Here is a 26,258-nt window from a genome sequence, read left to right on the forward strand (position 1 = left end):
CCCCTCTCTGACGCTCGGTCAACTTCCGGTGCTGCGGTAGGAGCGGATCCCGGCGCGCCACAGCAGCCCGGCGCCCGCGGCGCAGAGCAGTGCGGCGAGCGGGGAGGCGAAGCGGTACCAGGACGGCAGGCCCAACGGGTCGTGGCGGCCCAGCACGTAGAGCGCGGGCAGCCAGTTGACGAAGGCCAGCGGCACTCCGTAGACGGTGCCGCGGACGATGTTGCGGGCGTAGATCGTCGGCGGGTACTGGAGCATGGTGGCGCCGCCGTAGGTGAACGAGTTCTGCACCTCGGCGGCGTCGGCCATGAAGAAGTGGCAGGCCGATCCGCCGACGAAGATCGCGCCGAAGATCACCGTCCCGCACACCACCAGTGAGACGAGCACGAGCGCCCTCAGCGGCGTCCAGGCGAGGTCGAGCCGGGTCAGCGACCAGACCAGGACGGCGCCGGACTGGGTGACCCGGCCCATCCGCCGCAGCGCGAACCGGTCGCCCGCGATCTGCGCGAGGGCCGGGACCGGACGGACCAGCACGGTGTCGACGGACCCGTCGCGCACCCGCACGCCGAGCTGGTCCATGCTGCCCACCAGCAGGTCCGCGAGCCCGAGGGTGACCCCGGAGGTGCCGTAGAGGAAGGCCACCTGCGGCAGGCCCCAGCCGCCGAGGGTGCGGGTGTGCAGGAACATCACGGCGATCACCGCGAAGTCCAGGCCGGACAGGAGCAGGTTGCCGGCGGCGGTCATCCAGAACGACGCCGGGTAGGCGAGCGCGGCCCGGATCCACATCCGCACGATGTACCCGTAGCAGCGCAGCGCGTGGCCGAGCTCGTAACGGCGGCCGAGCTCGTAACGGCGGCCGAGCTCGTGACGGCGGCCCGGCGGCTGGAGGGACGTCTCAGCCACCCTGGACCACCACCTTGAACGCGGCGCGCGCCTGCATCAGCCGGCCGAGGCCGACCAGCACGACCGCCCACACCAGCTGGAGCCCGAGCGCGGTGAGCGTGCCCGCGGTGTCGTAGTGCTGGAGGAGGATGTCGGTGGGCACCTGGAAGACGGCGACGAAGGGCAGCGCCCGGGAGATCGCCTCCAGGACCGGCGGGAAGAGCGAGACGGGCAGGAAGAAGCCGCCGAAGAACGAGCAGGCCAGGAAGTAGACGAGCTGCACGCCACGCACGTCGAGCAGCCAGAAGCCGGTGAGGGCGACGAGGTAGCGGATCGCGTAGCCGACCACGAGGGCCAGCAGCAGCGACAGCGCGAACGCGCACCAGGCTGCCGCGATCTGCAGGCCGGTGCCCTGCGGTACGCGCAGGTGGAAGGCGAGCGAGCCGACCAGGATCGGCACGGCGGCGTTGGCGAGCAGCTGGTAGCCCGCGCGGCCCAGGTCGCAGGCGAGCCACCAGGCCTGCATGTCGACGGGACGGTACAGGTCGACGGCGACGTCGCCGTTGGTGATCCGGGTCTGCAGGTCGGTCAGGGCCCCGAGGTCGTTGAGCGCGGCCACGGAGAGCAGGCCCTGGCCGATCCAGACGTAGGTGAGCGCCGAGGACAGGTCGTAACCACCCAGGTGCGGGCGGACCTGCCACAGGGCGAGGTAGGTGTAGCTGATGATGAAGCCGAAGACGGTGTTGGTGATCACCCGCGCCGCGGTGGCGGCACGGTAGGTGGCGTAGCGCCGGAAGCTGCGGACACAGACTGCGGCGTACATCACACTCCTCTCTCAGAACCTGCTCCGACCTGCCGCTGTGCTGGCACACAGGCGGCAGATGTCGACTTGTTGACAGGCGCGGCGAGGGGCCCGCACGGGCGCGCGGGAACGCCGAAATGGCCCCGTTCGTCGACACCCGGGGGGTGTCACGAAGGGGCTCGCGCTGTCGTTGTTCGGTTGTGCGCGGCTGTGACGCCGCTCTCACAGCGTAGCGAAATCGCCGCGCGGAGTGTCACAGCACCGCCACAAAGGTCCCGCGAGCGGGCCAGGAGGTTCGCCCACCACCGGACAATCCGGCACAGTAGAGCAGAATGCCCCGATTGCGGCGTTTAACGATCAAGCAGACGAGCCAGCACCACCAGACGAACCACCGGAGCACCACCGCATGGGCAGCAGCAACAAGGGCATGGACGATCCGGACAGCCTGGCCAACCCCATGGACGGTGGGACCCTCGAAGCCGAGGACCGGGCCGAAGGAGGCGGAATGGGCGCCAGCGGGCGCGATCGACGCCGTGCCAAGAAGGCGGCACGGAAGGCGAGGCGCAAGGCGCTCCCCTGGTACCGGCGGATCATCCCCACCTGGCGGATGACGCTGGGCGGCCTGCTCACCGCCGTGGTGCTCGGCGTCGGGGCCTTCGTCGGCATCTACCTCTACGTGCAGCCGCCGAACGCCAACGCCGCCGCGATCGCCCAGGCGAACATCTACTACTACAACGACGGCAAGACGGTGATCGGCCAGACGGGCGAGAAGAACCGGATCATCATCCCGCTCGACCAGATCTCCCAGGAGATGCAGCACGCCGCGGTCTCCGCCGAGGACCGTACGTTCTACTCGAACCAGGGCGTCAGCCTCACCGGCATGGCCCGCGCCGCCTGGGACACCGCCCGCGGGCAGGGCGTCCAGGGTGGCTCGACCATCACGCAGCAGTACGTGAAGAACTACTACCTGAACCAGAACCAGACGATCTCCCGCAAGATCAACGAGTTCTTCATCGCGCTGAAGGTGGACCGGACCGAGTCCAAAAGCGACATCCTGGCCGGGTACCTGAACACCTCCTACTTCGGCCGCAACGCCTACGGCGTCCAAGCCGCCGCGCAGGCGTACTTCGGCATCAACGCCTCCCAGCTCGACGCCGAGCAGAGCGCCTACCTGGCCGCCCTGCTGCAGGCGCCGAGCGCCTACGACGTGTCCGTCGCCACTCCGGCCGCCAAGCAGGCCGCGGTCAACCGCTGGAACTACGTCCTGGACGGCATGACCAAGCTCGGCTACCTCAGCCCCGCCGACCGGGCCAAGGCGACGTTCCCGGCCGTCAAGAAGACCCCGGCGGTCAAGGGCCTCGGCGGCCAGGCCGGCTACCTGATCGACATCGCCGACAACTACCTGTACAGCAACAACGTCATCACCAGGGACGAGCTGGCGCAGGGCGGTTGGAAGATCGTCACGACCTTCAGCAAGAACGATCAGAACTCCCTGGCCAGTTCGGTGCAGGACGAGCTGAGCGGCCTGAAGTCCAACTCCGCGAAGGCGAAGTACATCCGCGCGGGCGCCGCGTCCGTGGAGCCCTCGACGGGCAAGGTCGTCGCCGCCTACGGCGGTCCCGACTACGTCACCCAGCCGTACAACGACGCGCTGCGCACCGACATCGCCGAGGGCTCCACCTTCAAGGCCTTCGACCTGGCGGCGGCGCTGTCGAACCACGCCACGACGCAGGACGGGCGCACCATCACCCCCTACACGACCTACGACGGCACCAACCGCCGCCAGGTCGTCGGCCTGCCGCCGAACGTCGCCTCGTACAACCCGCCCAACGAGGACGACATGAGCTACGGCCAGATCAGCGTGGCCACGGCCATGGCGAAGTCGGTCAACTCCGTCTTCGCGCAGATGGCCGCGGACGTCGGCCTGGACCAGGTGCGCCAGGCGGCGATCAACGCCGGGCTCCCGGCGGACACGCCGGCCATGAGCGCGAGCAACGCCTCGATCGCGCTGGGCACCTCGTCCCCGAACGCGATCCAGCTGGCGGGCGCGTACGCGACCTTCGCCAACCACGGCGTGCAGATCACCCCGTGGTCGGTGCAGTCGGTCAGCCACGACGGCGAGTCCAAGACGATGCCGCAGCACACCTCCAAGCAGGCCTTCGACCGCAGCGTGGCGGACACCGTGACGCAGGTCCTGCAGGGCGTCATCAACAACGGCACCGGCTACGCGGCGCAGGCGCTCGGCCGTGACGCGGCGGGCAAGACCGGCACCACGGACGAGAACATGTCCGCCTGGTTCGCCGGCTACACCCCGCAGCTGTCGACCGCCGTCGGGCTCTTCGCCCAGCAGGGCGACGTCAAGCGGATCTCGCTCGCCGACGCGGCGGGCATCTCCCGCGTCAACGGCGGCTCGTACCCGACACAGATCTGGACCAGCTACATGGAGCAGGCCCTCTCGGACCTGCCCGACGTCAGCTTCGACCTCCAGCCGGGCAGCTACTACACCGCCCCGCAGCCGACCACGACGCCGTCCCCGTCGAACTCCGCGTCCACCAACCCGACGCCGAACCCGACGCCGACCCGGACGCTGATCACGCCACTCCCGTACCCGACGGGACAGCCGACCACACCCCCCACCACCCCGCCGACCACGCCGCCGACGACACCGCCGACGACCCAGCCGACCACGCCGACGACGAAGCCGTCGCCGCAGAACGCGGTGCCTACGCCGTAGCCGGGTCCGTCACCGGGTTCGGGTCCGGGTCCGGGTCCGGGTCCGGGTCCGGGTCCGGGTTGGCAGGGAGCGCCGAGGGCTCCAGCCGACGCTCGAAGAGCACGAGGCTGGAGCCCTCGCCGTGGTAGCCGTCGACGGGGCCGGTGATCTCGAAGCCCATGGCCCGGTGGAAGGCGATCGAGCCGTGGTTGACCGGCGAGGTCACCGCGCGCACCACGTCCCGCCCGGCGGCGGCCGCCTCGGCGAAGAACCCGCGGTACAGCCGGGCGGCGAGCCCGCTGCCGCGCAGCGCCGGATCGACGCCGACGAAGTGGATGTACGCCTCGCGCGGCAGCGAGGGCGACAGGAACGCGACCAGGAACCCGGCCAGGGTCCCGTCGGGGTGCTCCGCGACGCGGCTGGTGGCGTGGAAGTGCTCCAGGTAGAGCCGCGGCAGCGTGGCCCTGATCGGCCGCCCCCACCAGGCGTCGACGACGGCGACGATCGCGTCGTAGTCGCCGGGGACGGCGGGGCGGAGAGTCACAGGAGCAGCAAACACGTCATCGGATACGTCAGCGGGCATGTCGGAGGGCATGGAGCCATCCTGCTCCATGCCCTCCGCGGTCAGGCAGTACCGTCTCAGAAGTTGATCATGTGCCCGGCCAGGCCGTGGATGGCCTCCTTGACCGCCTCGCCCAGGGTCGGGTGGGCGTGGACGTTGCGGGCCACCTCGGTGACCGTCAGGTCCCACTGCTGGGCCAGGGTGAGCTCCGGCAGCAGCTCGGTGACGTCCGGACCGATCAGGTGGGCGCCGAGCAGCTCGCCGTGCGTGGCATCGGCGATGATCTTGACGAAGCCGCCGGGCTCCCCGATGCCGTGCGCCTTGCCGTTCGCGGTGAACGGGAACTTCGCGACCTTGACGTCGAAGCCCTTCTCCCGCGCCTGCGCCTCCGTCCAGCCGAAGCTGGCGATCTGCGGCTGGCAGTAGGTGGCGCGCGGGATCATCACGTAGTCGAGCTCCATGGTCTCCTCGTCGGCGATGGTCTCCGCCGCGATGATGCCCATGGACTCGGCGGCGTGGGCCAGCATCAGCTTGGCCGTCACGTCACCGATCGCGTAGATGTGCGGCACGCTGGTGCGGCAGCGCGCGTCCACGTCGATGGCGCCGCGCTCGGTGAGCGCCACGCCGGTGTTCTCCAGGCCGTAGCCGGTCACGCGCGGGGCGAAGCCGATGGCCTGCAGCACCTTGTCGGCCTCCAGCACCTGCTGGGCGCCGTCCTTGCCGGTGACGGTGACGCGGACCTTCTCGCCGCTGTCGTCGATGGAGTCGACCCGGGTCGAGGTGAGCACCTGGATGCCGAGCTTGCGGTAGCGCTTGGCCAGCTCCGAGGAGACGTCCGCGTCCTCCAGCGGGACCATCCGGTCGAGGAACTCGACGATGGTGACCTTGACGCCGTAGTTGTGCAGCACGTAGGCGAACTCGACGCCGATAGCGCCGGCGCCCGCGATGATGATGCTCTCGGGCAGGGAGTCGCTGAGGATCTGCTCCTCGTAGGTGACCACGCGGTTGCTCAGCTGCGTGCCCGGCAGCAGGCGGGTGGTCGCGCCGGCGGCGATGATGCAGTGGTCGAAGGTGACGGTCTCGGTACCGCCCTCGACGAGGGCGACCTGCAGGGTGTTGGCGTCGACGAACTGGCCGCGGCCCTGGAACTGGCGGATCTTGTTCTTCTTCATCAGGAAGTGGACGCCCTTGACCCGGCCGTCCGCGACCTGACGGCTGCGCTCGAACGCGGCCTTGTAGTCGAAGGACACCTTGCCGTCGACCCGGATGCCGAAGGTGTCGGCCTCGTGGGTGAACAGGTGCGCCAGTTCGGCGTTGCGCAGCAGCGCCTTGGAGGGGATGCACCCCACGTTCAGGCAGACCCCGCCCCAGTACTTCTCCTCGACGATCGCCGTCGTCAGACCCAGCTGTGCGGACCGGATCGCGGCCACATAACCGCCGGGACCGGCGCCCAGCACCACCACATCAAAGTGCTCACTCATGCCTGGGACTTTACGCCCAACCGGACCCCGTCACCTGGGCTGTGATCGACGAGACAGCACGGTGGATCTTTACCCGAACGTTGCGCTATCGCGTCGCAAGCATGCACGTGCGCTCGCGAGAATCGGCAGGCCATGAAAGATCGCTTCCAGATTCCGAGGATCCGCATGCTCGCCACCAGGGGGACCCGTACGTCGACGCGACTCGGCGTGCTCGGGCTCGCCGCCGTCGCCATGACGCTGCTGTCCGGCTGCGGGGTGGTGTCCTTCGGCACGCAGAAGACCGCGTCGGCCTCCGTTCCCAGCGTGGCGGCCTCCGCCACGGGATCCGGCTCGACCGCCCCGTCCGCCCCGTCCGCCCCCGCCACCGGCGGCACGGTCACCGGCGCCCAGGCGCAGATCCTCGCGGCGCTGCCCAAGCGCCCGGCCACGGCCAAGGCCTGGACGCTCGCCCAGGACCCCACGGCCGTCGGCCTGCTCACCCCGCAGCAGTTCATCCTGGCCGACTACACCGCTGCCGCGCAGGCCTCGGAGCTCGGCATCCAGAAGGAGCGCGGCCTGCAGTACGCGGCCCGCCAGAACTGGTTCGACCAGGCGACGGGCATCTACGTCGACACCTTCGTCATCCACTACTCGACGGCCTCGGGCGCCCAGAGCGACTACCTGATCCTGCTGAAAGGCGACAGCAAGAAGTACGACGCCCAGGGCTCGTACACCGTCCCGGGCATCGCGCAGAGCAAGGTCTTCGTCAAGGCCAAGCTGGACTCGTACGGCAACTCGATGTCGCTGGGCCTCGCCGTCGTGGGCGACAACGTGCTCCGGACCCTCATGCTCAACCCCGCCGCCCCCGACCACGCCACCCTGACCGGCCTGCTGACGGGTGAGTACAAGGCCCTCGGCCAGTGACTACATCCTGCTGCTGCTACTTCATCTGACAGGTCAGGTCGACCTTGACGGTGCCACCGCCCGTGATCCGGAACGACGCAGGCGAGCACGGGGCCCCGGCCCCGGCTACGGTCAGCGTGTACGAACCGGAGCGGAGGGTGAGTCGATAGCCCCCCGCGGCGTCGAGCCGCACACGGGCGACTTCACCGCCGGATGCATCCTTGACCACGGCGTCTCCGGACATCGGAGCGGGCGTCGCTCCGACCGGCCCGCCGACGGCGGTGGCAACCCCGGAGACGGTGCCCGAAGCCGCGGACGGCGCGGCAGGACCGCTGGCGCAGGCAGCGCACAGGAGGCCCACGGTTGCGACGGTGAACAAGCTGCGCAGCATGGTCAGGGTTCTCCCGGCGTGTCTACAGGTACAGCCCCGTGCTCGTGCCGTCCGCGTCGCTCACGCGTTCGGAGGCGACCGCGTGGATGTCGCGTTCGCGCAGCAGCACGTAGATCGTGCCGCGGACCTCGACCTCGGCGCGGTCCTCGGGGTCGTAGAGCACCCGGTCCCCCGGCTCGATGCTGCGGACGTTCTGGCCCACGGCCACCGCCTCGGCCCAGGCGCAGCGCTTGGAGAGTTCCGCGGTCGCCGGGATCAGGATGCCGCCGGTGGAGCGGCGCTCCCCCTCCGGGCCCTCGGTGCGGACCAGGACGCGGTCGTGCAGCATCCGGATCGGCAGCTTCTCGCCGAAGGAGGAGTCGTGCTTCTTCTTGCTCACAGTCGCGTCCGCGTTCACGCAGAAACCGTACAGCCAGCCGTCGGCTACTTCTTCCGGCGGAGCAGCACCAGGCCGACCACCACCGCGCCGGCCACCGCCACGACGGGGATGATCCGCTCCTTGCGCGGCTGCCCCTTCTCGTCCACGAACTGGGCGCGGACCTGCTCCACGCCACGGTTCACCGCCACGTAGGCCTGGCCGACCGTGCGGTCGACGGAGGCCTTGGCCTGGGCCTTGGCCTGGCCGACGATCGTCGAGGGGTGCACGGCCACGGCCAGCTCGTCCAGCGTGGCCGCGAGCTGCGCCCGGGTACGGGTGATATCCGCCTCGATCTGGGCCGCGCTCCGCCGGTCCCGGCTCTCGTCCCTGGTGCTGACCTCGCCCACGAGGACACCCTCTCTCGCTCGCTCGCCGACTGCTACTCCTTCTGGACAGTCTGTCAGGTCCCGCGCGCCCGCGCGCAGCGGCACCCCGCATCGCGTCCCACCACGGCGGCCGCCGGGCGGTACGGTCGCTGCATGAGTGCCCGACTTTCCCCCGGCGACGCCGCTCCCGCCTTCACCCTGCCCGACGCCGACGGCAAGCCCGTCTCCCTCGGCGACCACCTCGGCCGCAAGGTCATCGTCTACTTCTACCCGGCCGCGCTGACGCCGGGCTGCACCAAGCAGGCCTGCGACTTCACCGACAACCTGGCCGTGCTGGCCGAGGCCGGCTACGACGTCATCGGCGTCTCCCCGGACAAGCCCGAGAAGCTGGCCAAGTTCCGCGAGAAGGAGCACCTGAAGGTCACCCTGGTGGGCGACCCCGAGAAGGAGGTGCTCCAGGCCTGGGGCGCGTTCGGCGAGAAGACGATGTACGGCAAGACCGTCACCGGCGTCATCCGCTCCACCTTCGTCGTCGACGAGCAGGGCAAGGTCGAGCACGCCTTCTACAACGTGCGCGCGACCGGCCACGTCGCCAAGCTCATCAAGGACCTGAAGATCTGACCAGGCAGGCGAGAGGGCCCCGGCGCGGGTGCGCCGGGGCCCTCCCACGTGCGGGTGGGTTACTGCATGGAGCTGTTCATCGCGTTGATCAGCGAGCCGGAGGAGTCGTCACCCTCGAAGGAGAAGGCGAAGATACCGCCGAGGCCGTTGGTCGTGGCGTACTGGCCGCGGGCGGTGATCGCCTGCGGGGTGTCGCCGGTGTAGAAGTTGGTGCCGTCGTAGATCCACGAGCTCTGCGTGGTCGGGTCCCAGTGGACCGTCGAGCCGGTGGTCAGGCCCTTGGCGACCAGCTCCTTCCAGTCGGCGATGCCCGCCTCCTGGGTGTAGGTCTGGGCCGGGCTGCCGCCGGTCGCGGACTGGTAGAGACCGTAGTTGCTGCCGGCCGGGACGCCGGTCCAGCCGCGGAAGTAGAACGGGACGCCGAGGACCAGCTTGCTGGCCGGGAAGCCGCCGGTGATGCCGTAGGCGGAGTCACCCGTGGTGTAGGCCTTGATGGTCTCGTCGATGTTGTACTTCGCCGTTCCCGGAGCGATCGCGTTGCTCGGGTCGGACGCGGTGTCGTGCAGCGGGTCCTGGAAGTTGGTCGGACCCGTCGCGTCCCAGGCGCCGTGCATGTCGTAGGTCATCAGGTCGCCGTAGTCCAGGTACTTGGAGATCGCGGCGGGCTGGATCAGCGAGATCTTGTCCTGGCCGGACGGCAGGGCGGCGGTCAGCATGTAGTGCTTGCCGACGGTGGCGCCGTAGGCGTCCAGCTCGCTGCGGAACTCGCCCAGCAGCGCGGTGTAGTTGGCGGTGTCGGCGGCCGAGTAGTGGTTGCCGGTGTGGCCGCCGGCCGACGCCGGGTACTCCCAGTCGATGTCGATGCCGTCAAAGAGGCCGGCCGCCGAGCCCGTGCCGCCGGAGGCGTCACCCGCGATGTTCGTCGGCAGGTTGCCCTTGATGAACATGTCGAGGCAGGAGGAGACGAACTTCTTGCGGGACGCGTCGGTGGCGGCCACGTCGGAGAAGTACTTCGAGTAGGTCCAACCGCCGATGGAGAGGTTGATCCGCAGGTTCGGGTACTTCGCCTTCAGCTCGCGCAGCTGGTTGAAGTTGCCCTTGATCGGCTGCGACCAGGTGTCCGAGGTGCCGTCGACGGAGATGTCCGAGGTGTAGGACTTCTGGTAGTCGGCGAACGCGTCGCCCGCGCCGTCACCGGCGTTCGGGTCCGACTCGTTGGTGGAGTCCGAGGCCTTGACCGTCTCGAAGCAGTTCAGGTTGGTCGGGTCGATGTTCTCGAAGGCGTAGGTGATGACCTTCATGCCCGCGGCCGCGCCCGAGGTACCCACGTTCTTCGGGTAGTAGGCGTTGCCGTAGATCGACCACTGGTCGAAGTAGGCGGACTTCATCGCGCCCGTCGCGGCCGCACCGGTGGTGACCGTGATCGGGGTGGACTGCGCGGAGGCGTGGCCGTCCTTGTCGTAGCCCTGGACGGTGAAGGTGTAGCTGGTGTTCGGCAGCAGCGAGCTGACGGTGACGCTGGTGCCCATGGCCGTGGCCATCAGGTTGGCGCCGCTGTAGACGTAGTACGCCGGGGTGTCGCCGGTGCCGGAGCTGTCCGTGGAACCGGTCCAGCTCAGCGTGATCGCGTTGTTGGTCACCTTGGCGGAGATGCCGGACGGGGTGGAGACCTGGCCGTCGCCGCCGGGCGCGGTGCCGCCGCCCGAGGTGGAGGTGGCCGACGGGGACGGGCTCGCGGAGGTCGCGGACGCCGACGGCGAGGCGGAGGTCGCCGACGCGGACGGCGAGGCCGAGGTGGCGCTTGCGGACGGCGAGGCCGAGGTGGCGGACGCCGAGGGCGAGGGCGACGTGGAGGTCGCCGACGCGGACGGGCTGGAGGTGCCGCCGGAGCCGGCCGGGCCGGTCAGGGTGACGTCGTCCGCGTAGTAGGTGCCCTGGCCGTACCAGCCGTGCGTGTAGACCTGCACCGAGGTGGTGGACGCGCCGGTGGTGAAGCTGGTGGTCAGCTGGCCGTAGCTCGCGTTGTTCGGGGTCCAGGTGCTGGCGCTCACACCGGTGCCGGTGGCGCCGATGTAGACGTAGGCGCCCTGCACGTAGGCGGAGAGCGTGTAGCTGGTGTTCGGCTGCACCGCGACGGTCTGCGTGCACTGGGCGTCGTCACTGGAGTTGGCGGCGCCGGCCAGCGCGTGGCTGCCGCCGTGCACCGGAGTGGAGACCACGGAGTCCAGCGTGGAACAGGACCAGCCGGACAGGTTGCCGGTCTCGAAGTCGCCGTTGGTCACAAGGTTGGTGGACGCCGCGTTCGCGCCAGTGATCCCGGCGGCGAGCGCGATCGTCCCGGCCACGAGGGCGGTGGCGGCCGCCAGGGCGGTGCTGCGCTTCATCCTCCGCTCCGGGGCCGGGGGGACGGCGAGGGCACGCTGGTGCATGGTGCTGCTCCGTGGGGTTGTGGGGGTGGACATCGTGCGGTGGGGGCTTGGTGACCACCCGCGCCGGGGTGTGGGGCCCTCCGGCGCGGGTGGCGTTCTCGCGACGACCGACGTGGGGTCAGCCGTTGTACTGGACGAGGATCTTGGTGAAGTCGTACGGGTTCTGCGTGACGCTGGAGCAGGCCCCGTCGGCCCAGTTGTGTGCGACGCTCGGGTCGCAGGCGCGGTCGCGGTTGACGTCCCAGTAGGAGAAGGCCGCGGCGTGGTTGGCCTGCACGTAGCCGAGCAGGTCGGCGAAGGTCGACTGGGTGTACAGCTCGCTGGGCTGGTCGGTGTGACCGTTCATCAGCTGGACGGACAGGTGCGACCAGGCGGTGGCGGCGCTCCAGCCGTAGAGCGTCTGCAACTGCTGCGCGGTGTCGGCGGCGACGGTCTCCGCGGCCGCGGTCATGGTGCCGCCGTTCAGGCCGAAGTCGAAGTCCATCAGGTTGACCCGGTCGATGCGGGCGCCGTTGCTGATCGCCTGCTGGATCTCGTCGCGGCCGGTGAGCGGGAGGCCGACGGTGGTGGCGGGGATGGTCAGCGTGACGATCAGGTTCGGGTCCTGCGCCTCCAACTGCTTGATGGCGCCCCAGCGGACGGCCATGTTGGAGTCGAGCGCGGTGTTCTCCCAGTCGAGGTCGATCCGCTTGAGGCTGTACTTGGTGATGACCTGCTGGTAGGCGGCGGCCAGGGCGGAGCTGCTGCCGCAGGACGAGCCGAGCTCGGTCCCGTTGTACCCGCCGAAGGAGACCGCGACGTCGCCACCGGCGGCGCGGATCGCGCTGATGTCGGCGGCCACGGCGGTGTCGGAGGAGACGGGGGTGCTCGCGTTGCCGCCCCAGGCCGGGGTGCAGCCACCGGAGTCGAGCACGAAGGCGAGGTTGAACTGGTTCTCGCCGGAGCCCGCGATGATGTCGGAGACCGCCTGCGGCGAGTTGTCCAACGGCATGAGGTAGACCGGGTGGTGGAAGCCGGTGTCGACGGGCGGCGGGGTGGTGGCGGTGCTGGACGCGCTGGCGCTCGGGCTGCTGCTCGCCGAGGGGCTGCTGCTGGCGGAGGCGCTGGCGCTCGGGCTGCCGCTGGCGCTGGTCGTGGAGGTCGCGCTGGGGGTGCCGCCGCCGGCCGGGACGGGGCCCGTCAGCGAGATCGAGTCGGCGCCGAACGTCCCCTGGCCGTACCAGCCGTGGACCCAGATGGTCACCGAGGTGGTGTTCGCGCCCGTGGTGAAGGTGGTCGACAGGTTCGACCAGCTGCTCGCACCGGGGGTCCAGGTGCTGGTGTCGGTGGTGCCGGTGCCGGTGTCGCCGAGGTAGACGTAGTTGCCCTCGACCTGGCCGGAGAGCGTGTAGCTCGAGCCCGGGACGACGGCCACGGTCTGCGAGCACTGCGCGTCGTCCTGCCCGGCGGGCGTCCCGGACAGCGCGTAACTCCCGGCGGCGACAGGACTGCTGACGACCTTGTCGTTGGCCGAACAGCTCCAGCCGCTCAGATCCCCGGTCTCGAACCCGCCGTTGACCACCAACTGCCCGCTCGCCGCCTGCGCGGCCCCGCCGACGAGCGCCAGCCCGCCGACCCCGAGCAGCCCGGCGGTACACGCCGCGAGCACGGCCTTGACTCGTGTGGGATGCCTGTCTTCCATGCCTGCTGCCTCCGCGAGGGACGTCGTCTTCGTACGCCGGCCAGAACCCGTTGCAGTGTCCGCAGCCGACCTCCCCGGACCCCACACGAACTCCCGGGTAACGGCTGCGTACGCAGATAAATTGGCCTGGACCATCCCCTACCGTCAAGACCCTATTTGGCAACGTGTCACTTAAGAGCACTTAAGGTTCACGAAGTTGGCAGCTCAGAGCCATGAAGGCGGAAACTGGCCTAGTCCTATTGGTCTCAACCACCCGAGCGCCACTCCAGCCGTGTCCACGCCACGGCCAACGCCCGGGCAAGGCGTGACATCCGCTCCCCCGGCGCGTTGTTCCGTACGGGAACGACAGCGACAGGGGGCGACCATGGCCGTGCGGGTGTACACCCGGGAGTATCTGTCCGAGTTGGCGGCGGGCGGCGGTGAGCTCGACGACATGCTCCGCCGGATCGGCAAGGTTCCAACGCGCCACAACCGCAGATACCTGCGAGAGCGCCTGGTGGCCGCCGGACTTCTCTCCGGTGAGCCACGACGCACGTCCGTGTACACGCCCGAACTCCTCGCGGAGGCTGCCGCCGCCTCGTACAGCTTCGCCGGTGTCGTACGGTTCCTCCGTCTGCGCCAGGCCGGCGGGACCCAGGCCCACATCGCGCGGCGCATCCGCGCCTTCGGTATCGACACCGGGCACTTCACCGGCCAGGCCCACGCGAGAGGGCAGCGCCGCACCCGGACCTCCCCCGAGCAGCTCCTGGTGCGCCGCCCCTCCCACTCCCGGCGCGTACCGGGCCAACGGCTGCGGCAGGCACTGCGCGACCTCGGCCGAAGCGACGCCTGCGCCGGGTGCGGCACCGGCCCTCACTGGCAGGGACGCCCTCTCTCCCTGGAGGTCGACCACATCAACGGCGACTGGTGCGACAATCGCCCGGAGAATCTGCGCATCGTCTGCCCGAACTGCCACGCGACCACGGACACCTACTGCGGCCGCAACAAGGCACGGCGGTCGGCGATCACGAAGGCCGAGGACAGCCCGGTCGCCGAGTAGGTAGCATTCCTTCCATGCGGCCGTGGAGAAATGGCAGCCTCGCTGGCCTTAGGAGCCAGTGCGCGTGAGCGCGTGAGGGTTCGAATCCCTCCGGCCGCACGAGCAACGACGGGCCCCACCTCCCGATGGAGGTGGGGCCCGTGGTGCAGTGCGCTCAGCCCAGCAGCTCCCGCAGCACCGGGACCAGGGCGCGGAAGGCCTCGCCGCGGTGGCTGATGGCGTTCTTCTGGTCCGGGGTCAGTTCCGCGCAGGTGATGGCGTAGCCGTCCGGCTGGAGGATCGGGTCGTAGCCGAAGCCGTAGGAGCCGGTCGGCGCGAAGCGCAGGGTGCCGGGGAGGCGGCCCATGACGACGCGCTCCTCGCCGTTCGGGAGGGCGAGGGCCGCCGCGCAGGCGAAGTGCGCGGCGCGGTGGGGGTCGGCGATGTCGGAGAGCTGGGCGAGCAGCAGCTCCAGATTGGCGCGGTCGTCGCCGTGCTTGCCCGCCCAGCGGGCGGAGAAGATGCCCGGGGCGCCGCCGAGGACGTCGACGCAGAGGCCGGAGTCGTCGGCGACGGCCGGGAGGCCGGTGGCCTGGGCCAGGGCGTGGGCCTTGAGGAGCGCGTTCTCCTCGAAGGTCACCCCGGTCTCGGCGACGTCCGGCACCTCGGGGTAGGCGTCGGCGCCGACCAGGTCGACCTCCAGGCCGGCCGCGCCGAGGATCGCGCGCAGCTCGCCGACCTTGTGGGCGTTGCGCGTCGCGAGGACCAGCTTCCGTGGCTCGGTCACCGCGCTCACCCCTCCAGGACCTTGCGCTGGATCGCGTCGAGCTCGGCGCAGCCGAGCTGGCCGAGGTCGAGCAGCTGGTTCAGCAGGTCGCGGTCGAAGGGCGCGCCCTCGGCCGTGCCCTGGACCTCGACGAAGCGGCCGTCGCCGGTGCACACGATGTTCATGTCGGTCTCGGCGCGGACGTCCTCCTCGTAGCGGAGGTCCGTCATCGGGACGCCGTCGATGATGCCGACGCTGACGGCGGCGACCGCGCCGACGATCGGCTCGGCCTTGGCGCGGGTGATCTTCTTGGCCTGGGCCCAGCGCACCGCGTCGACCAGGGCGACGTACGCGCCGGTGATCGCGGCCGTGCGGGTGCCGCCGTCGGCCTGGAGCACGTCGCAGTCGAGCGCGATGGTGTTCTCCGACAGCGCGCGCAGGTCGATGACGCCACGCAGCGAACGGCCGATCAGGCGGCTGATCTCGTGCGTCCGGCCGCCGATCTTGCCGCGGACGGACTCGCGGTCGCTGCGGGTGTTGGTGGAGCGCGGCAGCATCGCGTACTCGGCGGTGACCCACCCCTCGCCGCTGCCGCGGCGCCAGCGGGGGACGCCCTCGGTGACGCTGGCGGTGCACAGCACCTTGGTGTCTCCGAAGGAGACCAGGACAGAGCCCTCGGCGTGCTTGCTCCATCCGCGTTCGATGGTGATGGGACGGAGCTGGTCGGGGCTGCGGCCGTCGATGCGAGTCATGACACCGACCCTACCGAAACCCCGCCGCCGCCAGCTGACCTCGAAGACACGGGCGGCCTGCCCCCGTGAGTGCGCACGGGAACAGGCCACCGGTGTCGTACCCCCGCGAGCGGGGGCAGACGCGCGACGGACCGTCAGTCCGTTCAGTCCATCATGTCCTCGATGTCGGCGGCGATCGGGTCGGCGTCGGTGCCGATGACGACCTGGATCGCGGTGCCCATCTTGACGACACCGTGGGCTCCTGCGGCCTTCAGCGCGGCCTCGTCGACCAGGGAGGGGTCGTGGACCTCGGTGCGGAGGCGGGTGATGCAGCCTTCGACCTCTTCGATGTTGGCGATGCCGCCGAGTCCCGCGACGATCTTCTCAGCCTTCGTGGCCATCTGGTCTCTCCTCTTCTGGGCCGGGAACACCAGTTTTAGACGCAGTGTCCCGTTCTGTCACGTTAACGCACTAATGGCTCAATCTCGCGAGCGAAGATCAGCAAGCCACCCGAGGATGTGCACTAACGGGCACGCCTCACACCAAATGGTCTACACCACTCAACGGCGCAGACCAAACGCGGGGGGAGGAGTCCCGACTCCGTGCCCACGAGGGAGAGGGAAGAGTCGAGATGAGTTCGGCGCAGGCTGTCGCGGGCCCCACCGGCTGGCAGACGTTCTACAGCGGCTTGCAGAAGATGGGTCGCAGCCTCCAACTGCCGGTGGCGGTACTCCCGGCCGCCGGCCTGCTGAACGGGCTCGGACAGGACGACGTCCTCGGGGCCACGGGGCTGGGCTGGGACAACGTCGCCAAGGTCTTCAACGCGGCCGGCGGCGCACTGCTGGGCGCCTACCTCGGCCTGCCGCTGCTGTTCTGCATCGGTGTCGCCATCGGCATGGCCAAGAAGGCCGACGGCTCGACGGCCCTCGCGGCCGTCGCCGGCTTCCTGGTCTACCGGGGCGTGCTGGACGCGTTCCCGACCAAGGACGGCCTGGCCAAGCACCTTCCCTACCCCGGCCAGAACCCCGGCGTGCTCGGCGGCATCCTGCTCGGCCTGATGACCGGCTACCTCTGGCAGCGGTACCACCGCACCAAGCTCCCGGACTGGCTGGGCTTCTTCAACGGCCGCCGCCTGGTCCCGATCATCATGTCCGGCGTGGGCCTGCTCCTGGCCGTCATCTTCGTCAACCTCTGGCCGCCGATCGGCACCGGACTCAACAACTTCGCCACCTGGCTGACCCATCTGGGCTGGCTCGGCTCGGGCATCTTCGGTGTCGCGAACCGCCTGCTGCTGGTGATCGGCATGCACCAGCTGATCAACACCTACGTGTGGTTCCAGTACGGCACCTGGGACTACAAGGGCCAGACCTACCAGGGCGACATCCCCCGATTCCTGCACCACGACCCGAGCGCGGGCATCTTCACCACCGGCTTCTTCCCGATCATGATGTTCGCCCTCCCGGCCGCCGCCCTCGCCATCGCGCACTGCGCGAAGCCGAGCCGCCGCAAGGAGGTGACCGGCATGATGATCTCGCTGGGCCTCACCTCCCTCGTGACCGGCGTCACCGAGCCGATCGAGTTCACCTTCGCCTACCTCGCGCCGGTTCTCTACGGCATCCACGCCCTGCTGACGGGCGTCTCGATGGCGGTCACCTGGGCCCTCGGCGCCCACGCCGGCTTCAGTTTCTCGGCCGGGCTCATCGACTACCTGCTCAACTTCAGCATCGCCACCAAACCCTGGATCATCCTCCTGGTCGGACCGGTCTTCGCGGTCGTCTACTACGGCCTGTTCCGCTACGTCATCATCAGATTCGACATCAAGACCCCCGGGCGCGAGGACGACGCGGACGAGCTGGAGTCCGCCAACATCAAGGACTGATCAAGGACCGACGGGCACACTTCCGCACGTCGCACAAGGGCCTTTGGGACTCCCGTCCCAGGGGCCCTTTCCTCTTACCTCTCCCCTACACAGGCTGTTGCATAGGTCTAGACCACATTGCCGTGGTCGCGACCCAGCCGTACCCAAGGGGACCCCATGAGCACGACCGCCGCTCCACCGGCAGCCACCAGCAGCAAGCCCAAGCCAGGCAGCGGCGTGCTGCAGGGCCTGCAGAAGATCGGCCGCAGCCTCCAGCTTCCCGTCGCCGTGCTCCCGGCGGCCGGCATCCTGCTGCGCCTGGGCCAGCCGGACGTCTTCGGCGCCCAGGGGCTCCAGTGGGACAAGGTCGCGGCCGTCTTCAACACCGCGGGCGGCGCGCTGTTCAACAACCTCCCGCTGCTCTTCTGCGTCGGCGTGGCCATCGGCTTCGCCAAGAAGTCGGACGGCTCGACCGCGCTGGCCGCGCTCGTCGGCTACCTGGTCTTCAAGAACGTGCTGACCGTCTTCCCGATGGCGGGCACCGTCACCGCGGCGCTGCCGGACGGCAAGCCGCAGGATCCGGGCGTCCTCGGCGGCATCGTGGTCGGCCTGCTGGCCGCCCTGCTGTGGCAGAAGTACCACCGCACCAAGCTGGTGGACTGGCTCGGCTTCTTCAACGGCCGCCGCCTGGTGCCGATCATCATGGCCTTCGTCGGCACCCTGCTCGGCGTCGTCTTCGGCCTGGCCTGGGGCCCGATCGGCACCGGCCTCGAGCACTTCGGCAGCTGGCTGGTGGGCCTCGGCTGGCTCGGCGCGGGCATCTTCGGTGTCGCCAACCGCCTGCTGATCCCGGTCGGCATGCACCAGTTCCTGAACACCTTCTTCCAGCAGCAGGTCGGCTCGTACACCGACGCGAGCGGGCACACCTGGGTGGGCGAGATCCCGCGCTTCATGCACGGCGACCCGACCGCGGGCCAGTTCCTGACCGGCTTCTTCCCGATCATGATGTTCGCCCTTCCGGCCGCCGCCCTGGCCATCGCGCACTGCGCCCGGCCGGAGCGCCGCAAGGCGGTCACGGGCATGATGGTCTCGGTCGGCCTGACGGCGTTCGTGACGGGCGTGACCGAGCCGATCGAGTTCTCGTTCATGTTCATCGCCCCGGTCCTGTACGTGATCCACGCGCTGCTGACGGGTGTCTCGATGGCGGTCACCTGGGCGCTGGGCGTCCACGACGGCTTCACCTTCTCGGCCGGGCTGATCGACTACGCGCTCAACTGGAACCTGGCCACCAAGCCCTGGATGATCATCCCGATCGGCCTGGTCTTCGCCGCCGTCTACTACGGGCTCTTCCGCTTCGCGATCACGAGGTTCAACCTCCCCACCCCGGGCCGCGAGCCCGAGGGCGAGCTGGAGGACGTCACCAAGGCGTAGTCGGGGTCATCCGGAAGCAATAGTTCCGGAACATCACAACTCCGACACAGGGTCTGGCGCTCCCGTAAAGCCGTGCTAAGAATGGTCTACACCACGTGGTCTAAACCACTGTGGTGTGGACCATTACTTCGTTAGGGAACACCATGAGCGCAACCACCGCCGCCCCGGTGGCCCCCGCAAAGAAGCGGGGCTCGGGCCTCTTCCAGGGCATGCAGAAGCTGGGCCGCAGCCTCCAGCTGCCGATCGCCGTCCTCCCGGCAGCGGGCATCCTGCTGCGTCTGGGCCAGCCCGACGTCTTCGGCGCCCAGGGGCTGCACTGGGGCAAGGTTGCCTCCGTCTTCGCCGCCGCCGGCCAGGGCGTCTTCGACAACATGCCACTGCTGTTCTGCATCGGCGTGGCCATCGGCTTCGCCAAGAAGGCGGACGGCTCGACCGCGCTGGCCGCGGTCGTCGGCTTCGTGGTCTACCACAACGTGCTGACCGCCTTCCCCGCCGCCGGTTCGGTCACCGCCGCGACTCCCGCCGGCACCCCGCAGAACCCCGGTGTCCTCGGCGGCATCGTGATCGGTCTGCTCTCCGCCGTGCTGTGGCAGAAGTACCACCGCACCAAGCTGGTCGACTGGCTCGGCTTCTTCAACGGCCGCCGCCTCGTCCCGATCCAGATGGCCTTCGTCGGCACCCTGGTCGGCGTGCTGTTCGGCGTCACCTGGGGCACCGTCGGCGGCGGCCTCGACCACTTCTCCAACTGGCTGATCGGTCTCGGCCCGCTGGGTGCCGGCATCTTCGGCTTCGTCAACCGCCTGCTGCTGCCGATCGGCATGCACCAGTTCGTGAACACCTTCTTCTGGCAGCAGGTCGGCACCTACCACGGTGTCCACGGCGACCTGAATCGCTTCTTCGCCGGTGACCCGACGGCCGGTCAGTTCATGAGCGGCTTCTACCCGATCATGATGTTCGGCCTCCCGGCCGCCGCCCTGGCGATCGTCCACACCGCGCGCCCCGAGCGCCGCAAGGTCGTCGCGGGCATGATGCTCTCGGTCGCGCTGACCGCGTTCGTCACCGGTGTGACCGAGCCGATCGAGTTCGCGTTCATGTTCATCGCGCCGGTGCTCTTCGTGATCCACGCGCTGCTGACCGGTGTGTCGATGGCGGTCACCTGGGCGCTGGGCGTCCACCACGGCTTCACCTTCTCGGCGGGCCTGCTGGACTACGTCCTCAACTGGCACTTCGCCACCAAGCCGTGGCTGATCATCCCGATCGGCCTGGTCTTCGCGGTGGTCTACTACACGCTCTTCCGCTTCGCGATCGTGAAGTTCAACCTCGCCACCCCGGGCCGCGAGCCCGAGGAGGAGATCGAGGACGTCACCAAGGCGTAGGCCGGGCGACGCCCCGTCAGATCTCGTACACCGCGCCCGGTCGAGCCAGCTCGACCGGGCCGTCGTATGCCTCGGCCGCGTCGGTGGCGTTGCGCTCCGGGTCCGTCCACGGCGGGATGTGGGTCAGCACGAGCCGGCGGGCGCCGGCGACCGTCGCCAGCTCGCCGGCCTGGCGGCCGTTGAGGTGGACGTCGACGAACTCCTCCTTGCCGTGGGTGTACGCGGCCTCGGAGAGGAGCAGGTCGGTGCCCCGGGCGAGGTCCACCAGCTGCCGGCAGGGGCCGGTGTCCCCCGTGTAGACGAAAGACCGGTCGCCGTGCTCGATCCGGAAGCCGTAGGCCTCCACCGGGTGGGCCACCTGGGCGGCGGTGACCGTGAACGGGCCGAGCTCGAAACTGCCCTCGCGCAGGTCGCGGAAGTCGAAGACGCCCTTCATGCCCGGGTCCTCGTCCATGTCGTAGGCGCGGGCCAGACGGGCGGCGGTGCCGCTCGGGCCGAAGACCGGGATCGGGTCCGGGCAGCCCTCGACGCGGTAGTTGCGGGCGACGTAGTAGGCGCACATGTCGACGCAGTGGTCCGGATGCAGATGGCTCAGCACCACTGCGTCCACGTCGTACAGGCCGGTGTGGCGCTGGAGCGCACCGAGCGCGCCGTTGCCCATGTCGAGCACGACCTGGAAGCCGTCGGCCTCGACCAGGTAGCAGGAGCAGGCCGACTCCGCCGAGGGAAAGCTCCCGGAGCTCCCGACCACCGTCAGTTTCATGCCGCGTGCCCTTCGCAATCTCACACCCACGGCTCCGTTGCCGTGAGGTCGTGAGGTCGTGAGCTACGAGGGTACGGCGGGGGCGGGCCGCTGCATCCGCCCGCCGGGCCGGTTGTGTCGGGAATCACCAGGATGAGGGCCCTTGCGTCCGCGCTCATTCGCGGTTGTGCGGGCGGCGTCGTACCCATGCTCGGATCGTGTCCGGATACCAGCGCGGTTGCCCGAAGGACGTGACCACGTCGGGCTGCGGCAGGATGCCCTGCCGCCGGTACGACTTCACCGTCTCGGGCTTCACCCCGATGTGCGCGGCGATCTCCCGGTAGGACCACAGGTTGGCGGAGCTCATGCGGGGCCTCCTCCGTCGGACGCGGAACTACGGCTGGACTGCGTGGAATCCAGCGTTTTCCGGCCCAACGAGAGGAAGCTCCCGGCATCGGGGGCTGTGGGCGTTCTGTAACGGTTTCAGGGCAGGAAACGGACAAAGAATCCAGGCCCGTCACAGTCTTTACAGATGGGAGCCCTATGCCCAGAGCTGACCCTGGAGCGCCTCGACGGCCTGCTCGGTCGTCTCCGCCGTGTAGATGCCGGTCGACAGGTACTTCCACCCGCCGTCCGCGACGACGAACACGATGTCCGCCCGCTCGCCCGCCGTCACGGCCTTGCGGCCGACGCCGAGGGCCGCATGGACGCTGCAGCCGGTGGAGATGCCCGCGAAGATGCCCTCCAGCTGGAGCAGTTCCCGGGTCCTGCGGACGGCGTCCGCGCTGCCGACGCTGAACCGCGTGGTCAGTACCTGGGCGTCGTACAGCTCCGGGACGAAGCCCTCGTCGAGGTTGCGCAGCCCGTAGATCAGATCGTCGTACCGGGGCTCCGCCGCGACGATCTGCACGCCGGGGACCTTCTCCCGCAGGAAGCGCCCGACGCCCATCAGCGTGCCCGTCGTGCCGAGGCCGGCGACGAAGTGCGTGACGGTCGGCAGGTCGGCCAGGATCTCCGGGCCGGTGCCCTTGTAGTGCGCGCCCGCGTTGTCGGGGTTGCCGTACTGGTAGAGCATCACCCAGTCCGGGTGCTCCGCCGCCAGCTCCTTCGCGACGCGGACGGCCGTGTTCGAGCCTCCGGCCGCCGGGGAGGAGATGACCTCCGCGCCCCACATGCGCAGCAGCTCGCGCCGCTCCTCGCTGGTGTTCTCCGGCATGACGCAGACCATGCGGTAGCCCTTGAGCTTCGCCGCCATCGCCAGCGAGATGCCGGTGTTGCCGCTGGTGGGTTCCAGGATCGTGCAGCCCGGCGTGAGCCGGCCCGCGGCTTCCGCCTGCTCGATCATGTGCAGGGCGGGACGGTCCTTGACCGAGCCGGTCGGATTGCGGTCCTCCAGCTTGGCCCACAGCCGGACCAGACCCTCCTCGTTGCCCGGCACCGTCGCAGCGAGGCGCGGCAGGCCGACGAGGGGGGTGTTGCCGACGGCTTCGAGGGGGGTCTCGTACCTCATCTCAGCGCGCGCCGCCGGCCACGGCGGGCAGGATGGTGACGCTGTCGCCCGCGGCGACCTCGGTGTTGATGCCGGCGAGGAAGCGGACGTCCTCGTCGTTCAGGTAGACGTTGACGAAGCGGCGCAGCTCGCCGCCGTCGACGAGTCGCTCGCGCAGGCCAGGGTGCCGGGCGTCGAGGTCGCTGAAGAGGGCGTCCAGGGTGGCGCCGCTGCCCTCGACGGCCTTGGCGCCGTCGGTGTAGGTGCGGAGGATGGTCGGGATGCGGACCTCGATGGCCATGGCGGGGCTCCAGGGGTGGTCTCGGTGGGAGAGGACGCGCGTGCCGAGCGCGCGGGCGTTCGCGACGTCGCCGCGGAGTCTCGAGGAACGGGCGGGCGACGCTGCGGGGCAGGGCTCAGGCGGCGCGACAGATGGCGCTGGCGAGGCGGCACAGGTCGACGTGCAGCCGCGCGACGAGGCGGATGCCGGGCGCGTGAGGGCTCATGTCGACGGAACGCATGCAGGCATCGTATAGATTCCCGCCCCCCGAACGGGATCCCCGTCCCGCCAGACGGACGATTCCGTCCCGAATACCAAGACGCCGGAGGGCCCGGCGGGCCACGCCGGGGCCTCCGGGCCACCCGCCGTTCAGCCGGAGACGACCTCCACGTCTTCCTCTGTGATCACACCGTCCACGATGCGGAACGAGCGGAACTGGAACGGGCCCTCGTCGGTGCCGCAGTCCGCGGTGGAGACGAGCACGTAGTGGGCGTTCGGCTCGGACGCGTAGGACACGTCGGTCCGGGAGGGGTACGCCTCGGTGGCGGTGTGGGAGTGATAGATCACGACGGGCTCCTCGTCGCGGTCGTCCATCTCGCGGTAGAGCTTCAGCAGGTCACCCGAGTCGAACTCGTAGAACGTGGGCGAGCGCGCGGCGTTGAGCATGGGGATGAACCGCTCCGGCCGGCCGGTGCCGACGGGCCCGGCGACCACGCCGCAGGCCTCGTCGGGGTGGTCGGCGCGCGCGTGGGCGACGATCGCGTCGTGCAGTTCGCGGGTGATGGTCAGCATGGGCCCAAGAATAGGCGGGGCGCCCAGTCGCCCTTTCCGGGGGCGCGGGGAACTGCGCGAGCAGCCCACTCGAGGCGGATGGCTCTGTCCGCTCGGGAACACAGGCCGTGGGTGGCTTGTCGCGCAGTTCCCCGCGCCCCTGGAGGGTGCAACCGCGCGAGAGCGAAAGCTACATCATCGTCTCGACGAGGGTCTCCTGGAGGCCGCCGAGCCAGAGGTAGGCCATGACCAGCGGCTTGCGCTCGTCCTCGTCCGGCAAGGAGTACAGCTCGTCGTCGTCCTCGGAGACCTCCAGGCGCGTGCCCAGCGTCAGACGGAGGTCGTTGAGCGCGCCCAGGGCGCGTCGGCAGCCCTCGTCGTCGAGGGTCAGCCGGACGTTGCCGCGCCGGTCCTCCTCCGCCGCGTCGATGGCCCGGACCAGCGCGAGCGCGTCCTCGCGCTTGCGGGCGCGCAGGTCGTTCTCGGTGTAGCGGCGGAACTCCGCCGCGTGCTCGGCGGCGTCGGGGCCCTCGGCGTAGGCGTCGGGGAAGAGACGCGCCAGCGCCGGGTCCTCCGGAGCCTTGGTGGGGCCCTCGGCGAAGAGCGCGGCGAGCGGATCCTCCGGGGTGTCACCACCCGGGCCGGGGCCGATCAGTTCCAGCATCTGCACCATGAGGTTGCGCAGGATGGACGCCTCGACCGGGTCGAGGGTGAGCTGCGCGCCGCCACCGCGGGCGCGCTTGAACAGACCGGTCATCGATTGCCCGTCACTTCTCGTGCTGCAGCGTGGCCCACAGCCCGTACCCGTGCATCGCCTGGACGTCGCGCTCCATCTCCTCGCGGGTGCCGCTGGAGACCGTCGCGCGGCCCTTGTGGTGCACGTCGAGCATCAGTTGACGGGCCTTCTCCTTGGGGTAGCCGAAGTACGCCTGGAAGACGTAGACGACGTACGACATCAAGTTAACAGGGTCGTTGTGGACGATCGTCACCCAGGGAACGTCGGGATCGGGCACCTGGAAGGGTGCCGCCTCCGACTCGGTGCGCTCGATCTCCACCGGCGCGACGCTCACGGTTGGCACTCCTGTTGCTGCTCGTCGACGACCTCTTGTGCAGACACCATGCTGCCATCCGGGCGATCTCGAAGCGATCCGGGACCCGCCCGGGTGATCCGCACTGCCCCCCGGGTGATCTGCGCTGCCTTCTGGGTGATCCACGACAGGAGAAATCGTCAAACTGACGAAATGGGGGGTACGATGCTGCGCATGGATGCTGCAACGGCGTCGACCGCCCTGCTCACCGACCGCTACGAGCTCACCATGCTGCAGGCCGCCCTGCGCAGCGGTGCGGCGCAGCGGCACTCCGTCTTCGAGGTCTTCACCCGTCGCCTGCCCGAGGGGCGCCGCTACGGGGTGGCCGCCGGGATCGGGCGGGTGCTGGACGCGGTCGAGAACTTCCGCTTCACCCCCGCCCAGCTGGACTGGCTCGCCGACCAGCAGGTCGTGGACGCCGAGACGCTCGCCTGGCTCGCCGACTACCGCTTCCGTGGCGACATCCGCGGCTACGGCGAGGGCGAGTGCTACTTCCCCGGCTCGCCGATCCTGGTGGTCGAAGGCAGCTTCGCCGAGGCGGTGATCCTGGAGACGGCGATCCTGTCGATCCTCAACCACGACTCGGCCATCGCCGCCGCCGCCTCCCGGATGGCCGCGGCCGCCGGGGACCGTCCGATGATCGAGATGGGCGCCCGGCGCACCCACGAGCACGCCGCCGTCTCGGCCGCGCGGGCCGCCTACGTCGCGGGCTTCGGCGCCACCTCCGACCTTCAAGCCGGTTTCGAGTACGGCATCCCGACCACCGGGACGGCCGCCCACGCGTTCACCCTGCTGCACGACAGCGAGCGCGACGCGTTCACCGCGCAGATCGACTCCATGGGCCGCGGCACCACCCTGCTGGTGGACACCTACGACCTGACCGAGGCCGTCCGGACCGCCATCGAGGTGGCCGGGACGGATCTCGGCGCGGTCCGCATCGACTCCGGCGACCTGCTGATGCTGGCCCACCGGGTCCGCCGCCAGCTGGACGAGCTGGGCGCGGTGAAGACCCGGATCGTGGTCACCTCCGACCTGGACGAGTACGCCATCGCCGCGCTGGCCGCCGCGCCCGTCGACGCCTACGGCGTGGGCACCTCCCTGGTCACCGGCAGCGGGCAGCCGACCTGCTCGATGGTCTACAAGCTGGTCGCGCGCGCCTCCTCGGTCGCCCCGGACGCCCCGATGGTGCCGGTCGCCAAGCGCTCGGCCGGGGCCAAGGCCAGCCGTGGCGGCGCCAAGTGGGCGGCCCGGCGGCTGGACGCGGACGGCGTGGCCGAGGCGGAGGTCGTCGGCACCGGCCCCGTCCCGGCGGAGCTGCGGGAGAACCTGCTCCACCGCGAGCTGGTGCGCGGCGGCGAGATCGTCGGCCGCGAGCCGCTGACCGCCGCGCGCGAGCGTCACCTCCGCTCGCGCAACCAACTCCCCTTGTCTGCAACCCAGTTGTCCAAGGGTGAGGCGGTCCTGCCGACGGAGTACACCGGCGCCTGAGCCGGGCTGGAGCCCGGGCGGGGGGCGCACGGGGG

Annotated in this window: 28 protein-coding genes and 1 tRNA gene; 9 read left to right on the top strand and 20 right to left on the bottom strand. The window is 69.9% G+C overall.

Annotated features, from left to right (window positions below):
• Positions 1-18: 18 nt before the first annotated feature.
• Together ABH931_RS24370 and ABH931_RS24375 are read right to left on the bottom strand one after the other, a co-directional pair.
• Positions 19-900: an ABC transporter permease gene (locus ABH931_RS24370; RefSeq protein WP_370117004.1), complete on the bottom strand. Its 882-nt coding sequence runs from the start codon at positions 898-900 to the stop codon at positions 19-21.
• Positions 893-1,702: an ABC transporter permease gene (locus ABH931_RS24375; RefSeq protein WP_370117005.1), complete on the bottom strand. Its 810-nt coding sequence runs from the start codon at positions 1,700-1,702 to the stop codon at positions 893-895. Before ABH931_RS24375 ends, ABH931_RS24370 begins: the two co-directional genes overlap by 8 nt.
• Positions 1,703-2,087: 385 nt before the next feature.
• Between ABH931_RS24375 and ABH931_RS24380 the strand changes: the two genes are divergently transcribed.
• The gene (locus tag ABH931_RS24380; protein WP_370117008.1) at positions 2,088-4,415 is read left to right on the top strand and encodes a transglycosylase domain-containing protein; all 2,328 of its coding nucleotides are present in this window, start codon (positions 2,088-2,090) and stop codon (positions 4,413-4,415) included.
• Here the strand turns inward: ABH931_RS24380 and ABH931_RS24385 are convergent.
• Together ABH931_RS24385 and lpdA are read right to left on the bottom strand one after the other, a co-directional pair.
• A complete protein-coding gene (locus ABH931_RS24385; protein WP_370117011.1) occupies positions 4,405-4,938 on the bottom strand; it encodes an N-acetyltransferase family protein in 534 nt (177 codons plus the stop codon). The two genes, ABH931_RS24380 and ABH931_RS24385, sit on opposite strands and share 11 nt — an antisense overlap.
• A 95-nt stretch (positions 4,939-5,033) precedes the next feature.
• Positions 5,034-6,437, bottom strand: coding sequence for a dihydrolipoyl dehydrogenase (lpdA, locus tag ABH931_RS24390; protein WP_370117014.1), 1,404 nt, complete (start codon positions 6,435-6,437; stop codon positions 5,034-5,036).
• Between the two features lie 165 nt (positions 6,438-6,602).
• Here lpdA and ABH931_RS24395 point away from each other — a divergent pair, with 165 nt between their 5' ends.
• Complete coding sequence (locus ABH931_RS24395) at positions 6,603-7,340, top strand: hypothetical protein (RefSeq protein ID WP_370117017.1); 738 nt, start codon at positions 6,603-6,605, stop codon at positions 7,338-7,340.
• 16 nt (positions 7,341-7,356) lie between these two features.
• On the opposite strand, the gene ABH931_RS24400 is transcribed toward ABH931_RS24395, so the two are convergent.
• The 3 genes from ABH931_RS24400 to ABH931_RS24410 form a co-directional block, all read right to left on the bottom strand.
• Complete coding sequence (locus ABH931_RS24400) at positions 7,357-7,710, bottom strand: hypothetical protein (protein WP_370117020.1); 354 nt, start codon at positions 7,708-7,710, stop codon at positions 7,357-7,359.
• 22 nt (positions 7,711-7,732) lie between these two features.
• Positions 7,733-8,038 carry a co-chaperone GroES gene (locus ABH931_RS24405; RefSeq protein WP_042385844.1) on the bottom strand — a complete coding sequence of 102 codons (306 nt, stop codon included), beginning with the start codon at positions 8,036-8,038 and terminating at the stop codon, positions 7,733-7,735.
• Between the two features lie 95 nt (positions 8,039-8,133).
• The gene (locus ABH931_RS24410; RefSeq protein ID WP_370117023.1) at positions 8,134-8,475 is read right to left on the bottom strand and encodes a DUF3618 domain-containing protein; all 342 of its coding nucleotides are present in this window, start codon (positions 8,473-8,475) and stop codon (positions 8,134-8,136) included.
• Positions 8,476-8,607: 132 nt separating this feature from the next.
• On the opposite strand from ABH931_RS24410, the gene bcp reads away from it, so the two are divergent.
• Positions 8,608-9,075, top strand: a complete 468-nt coding sequence (bcp, locus tag ABH931_RS24415; RefSeq protein WP_370117026.1) for a thioredoxin-dependent thiol peroxidase — start codon at positions 8,608-8,610, stop codon at positions 9,073-9,075.
• A gap of 59 nt (positions 9,076-9,134) precedes the next feature.
• On the opposite strand, the gene ABH931_RS24420 is transcribed toward bcp, so the two are convergent.
• Positions 9,135-11,504, bottom strand: coding sequence for a glycosyl hydrolase family 18 protein (locus tag ABH931_RS24420; RefSeq protein WP_370117029.1), 2,370 nt, complete (start codon positions 11,502-11,504; stop codon positions 9,135-9,137).
• 118 nt (positions 11,505-11,622) lie between these two features.
• Positions 11,623-13,185, bottom strand: a complete 1,563-nt coding sequence (locus ABH931_RS24425; RefSeq protein WP_370117031.1) for a carbohydrate binding domain-containing protein — start codon at positions 13,183-13,185, stop codon at positions 11,623-11,625.
• 364 nt (positions 13,186-13,549) lie between these two features.
• Between ABH931_RS24425 and ABH931_RS24430 the strand changes: the two genes are divergently transcribed.
• Both ABH931_RS24430 and ABH931_RS24435 read left to right on the top strand, forming a co-directional pair.
• Complete coding sequence (locus ABH931_RS24430; protein WP_370117034.1) at positions 13,550-14,224, top strand: HNH endonuclease; 675 nt, start codon at positions 13,550-13,552, stop codon at positions 14,222-14,224.
• Positions 14,225-14,240: 16 nt separating this feature from the next.
• Positions 14,241-14,323: transfer RNA gene (locus ABH931_RS24435), tRNA-Leu, on the top strand.
• Positions 14,324-14,378: 55 nt separating this feature from the next.
• Here the strand turns inward: ABH931_RS24435 and rdgB are convergent.
• The 3 genes from rdgB to ABH931_RS24450 form a co-directional block, all read right to left on the bottom strand.
• Complete coding sequence (rdgB, locus tag ABH931_RS24440) at positions 14,379-14,990, bottom strand: RdgB/HAM1 family non-canonical purine NTP pyrophosphatase (protein WP_370117038.1); 612 nt, start codon at positions 14,988-14,990, stop codon at positions 14,379-14,381.
• Between the two features lie 5 nt (positions 14,991-14,995).
• Entirely contained in the window at positions 14,996-15,721 is a 726-nt protein-coding gene (rph, locus tag ABH931_RS24445) for a ribonuclease PH (protein WP_370117041.1), read from the bottom strand.
• A 143-nt stretch (positions 15,722-15,864) separates the two neighbouring features.
• Positions 15,865-16,101, bottom strand: a complete 237-nt coding sequence (locus tag ABH931_RS24450; RefSeq protein WP_370117044.1) for a glucose PTS transporter subunit EIIB — start codon at positions 16,099-16,101, stop codon at positions 15,865-15,867.
• Between the two features lie 230 nt (positions 16,102-16,331).
• Between ABH931_RS24450 and ABH931_RS24455 the strand changes: the two genes are divergently transcribed.
• The 3 genes from ABH931_RS24455 (at position 16,332) to ABH931_RS24465 (ending at position 20,365) form a co-directional block, all read left to right on the top strand.
• On the top strand, positions 16,332-17,579 hold the full coding sequence (locus ABH931_RS24455) for a PTS transporter subunit EIIC (RefSeq protein WP_370117047.1): 1,248 nt from the start codon (positions 16,332-16,334) through the stop codon (positions 17,577-17,579).
• 156 nt (positions 17,580-17,735) lie between these two features.
• Positions 17,736-18,989: a PTS transporter subunit EIIC gene (locus ABH931_RS24460; protein WP_370117050.1), complete on the top strand. Its 1,254-nt coding sequence runs from the start codon at positions 17,736-17,738 to the stop codon at positions 18,987-18,989.
• A 143-nt stretch (positions 18,990-19,132) separates the two neighbouring features.
• Positions 19,133-20,365, top strand: coding sequence for a PTS transporter subunit EIIC (locus ABH931_RS24465; RefSeq protein ID WP_370117053.1), 1,233 nt, complete (start codon positions 19,133-19,135; stop codon positions 20,363-20,365).
• Positions 20,366-20,381: 16 nt separating this feature from the next.
• On the opposite strand, the gene ABH931_RS24470 is transcribed toward ABH931_RS24465, so the two are convergent.
• The 8 genes from ABH931_RS24470 to clpS form a co-directional block, all read right to left on the bottom strand.
• Positions 20,382-21,128 carry an MBL fold metallo-hydrolase gene (locus ABH931_RS24470; RefSeq protein WP_370117056.1) on the bottom strand — a complete coding sequence of 249 codons (747 nt, stop codon included), beginning with the start codon at positions 21,126-21,128 and terminating at the stop codon, positions 20,382-20,384.
• Positions 21,129-21,282: 154 nt separating this feature from the next.
• A complete protein-coding gene (locus ABH931_RS24475) occupies positions 21,283-21,474 on the bottom strand; it encodes a helix-turn-helix transcriptional regulator (protein WP_370117059.1) in 192 nt (63 codons plus the stop codon).
• Between the two features lie 174 nt (positions 21,475-21,648).
• Positions 21,649-22,617, bottom strand: coding sequence for a PLP-dependent cysteine synthase family protein (locus ABH931_RS24480; RefSeq protein WP_370117062.1), 969 nt, complete (start codon positions 22,615-22,617; stop codon positions 21,649-21,651).
• A 1-nt stretch (position 22,618) separates the two neighbouring features.
• On the bottom strand, positions 22,619-22,897 hold the full coding sequence (locus ABH931_RS24485) for a MoaD/ThiS family protein (RefSeq protein WP_370117065.1): 279 nt from the start codon (positions 22,895-22,897) through the stop codon (positions 22,619-22,621).
• A gap of 115 nt (positions 22,898-23,012) precedes the next feature.
• Entirely contained in the window at positions 23,013-23,117 is a 105-nt protein-coding gene (locus ABH931_RS24490) for a putative leader peptide (RefSeq protein WP_342342530.1), read from the bottom strand.
• Positions 23,118-23,245: 128 nt separating this feature from the next.
• Complete coding sequence (locus ABH931_RS24495) at positions 23,246-23,668, bottom strand: Mov34/MPN/PAD-1 family protein (protein WP_370117069.1); 423 nt, start codon at positions 23,666-23,668, stop codon at positions 23,246-23,248.
• A 169-nt stretch (positions 23,669-23,837) separates the two neighbouring features.
• Complete coding sequence (locus ABH931_RS24500) at positions 23,838-24,404, bottom strand: DUF2017 domain-containing protein (RefSeq protein ID WP_370117071.1); 567 nt, start codon at positions 24,402-24,404, stop codon at positions 23,838-23,840.
• Positions 24,405-24,414: 10 nt separating this feature from the next.
• Positions 24,415-24,726, bottom strand: coding sequence for an ATP-dependent Clp protease adapter ClpS (clpS, locus tag ABH931_RS24505; RefSeq protein ID WP_370117073.1), 312 nt, complete (start codon positions 24,724-24,726; stop codon positions 24,415-24,417).
• Positions 24,727-24,909: 183 nt separating this feature from the next.
• Here clpS and ABH931_RS24510 point away from each other — a divergent pair, with 183 nt between their 5' ends.
• Complete coding sequence (locus ABH931_RS24510) at positions 24,910-26,223, top strand: nicotinate phosphoribosyltransferase (protein WP_370117076.1); 1,314 nt, start codon at positions 24,910-24,912, stop codon at positions 26,221-26,223.
• The last annotated feature ends 35 nt before the right edge of the window (positions 26,224-26,258 follow it).

This window comes from Streptacidiphilus sp. MAP12-33 (genome assembly GCF_041261265.1).
Lineage (GTDB): Bacteria > Actinomycetota > Actinomycetes > Streptomycetales > Streptomycetaceae > Streptacidiphilus.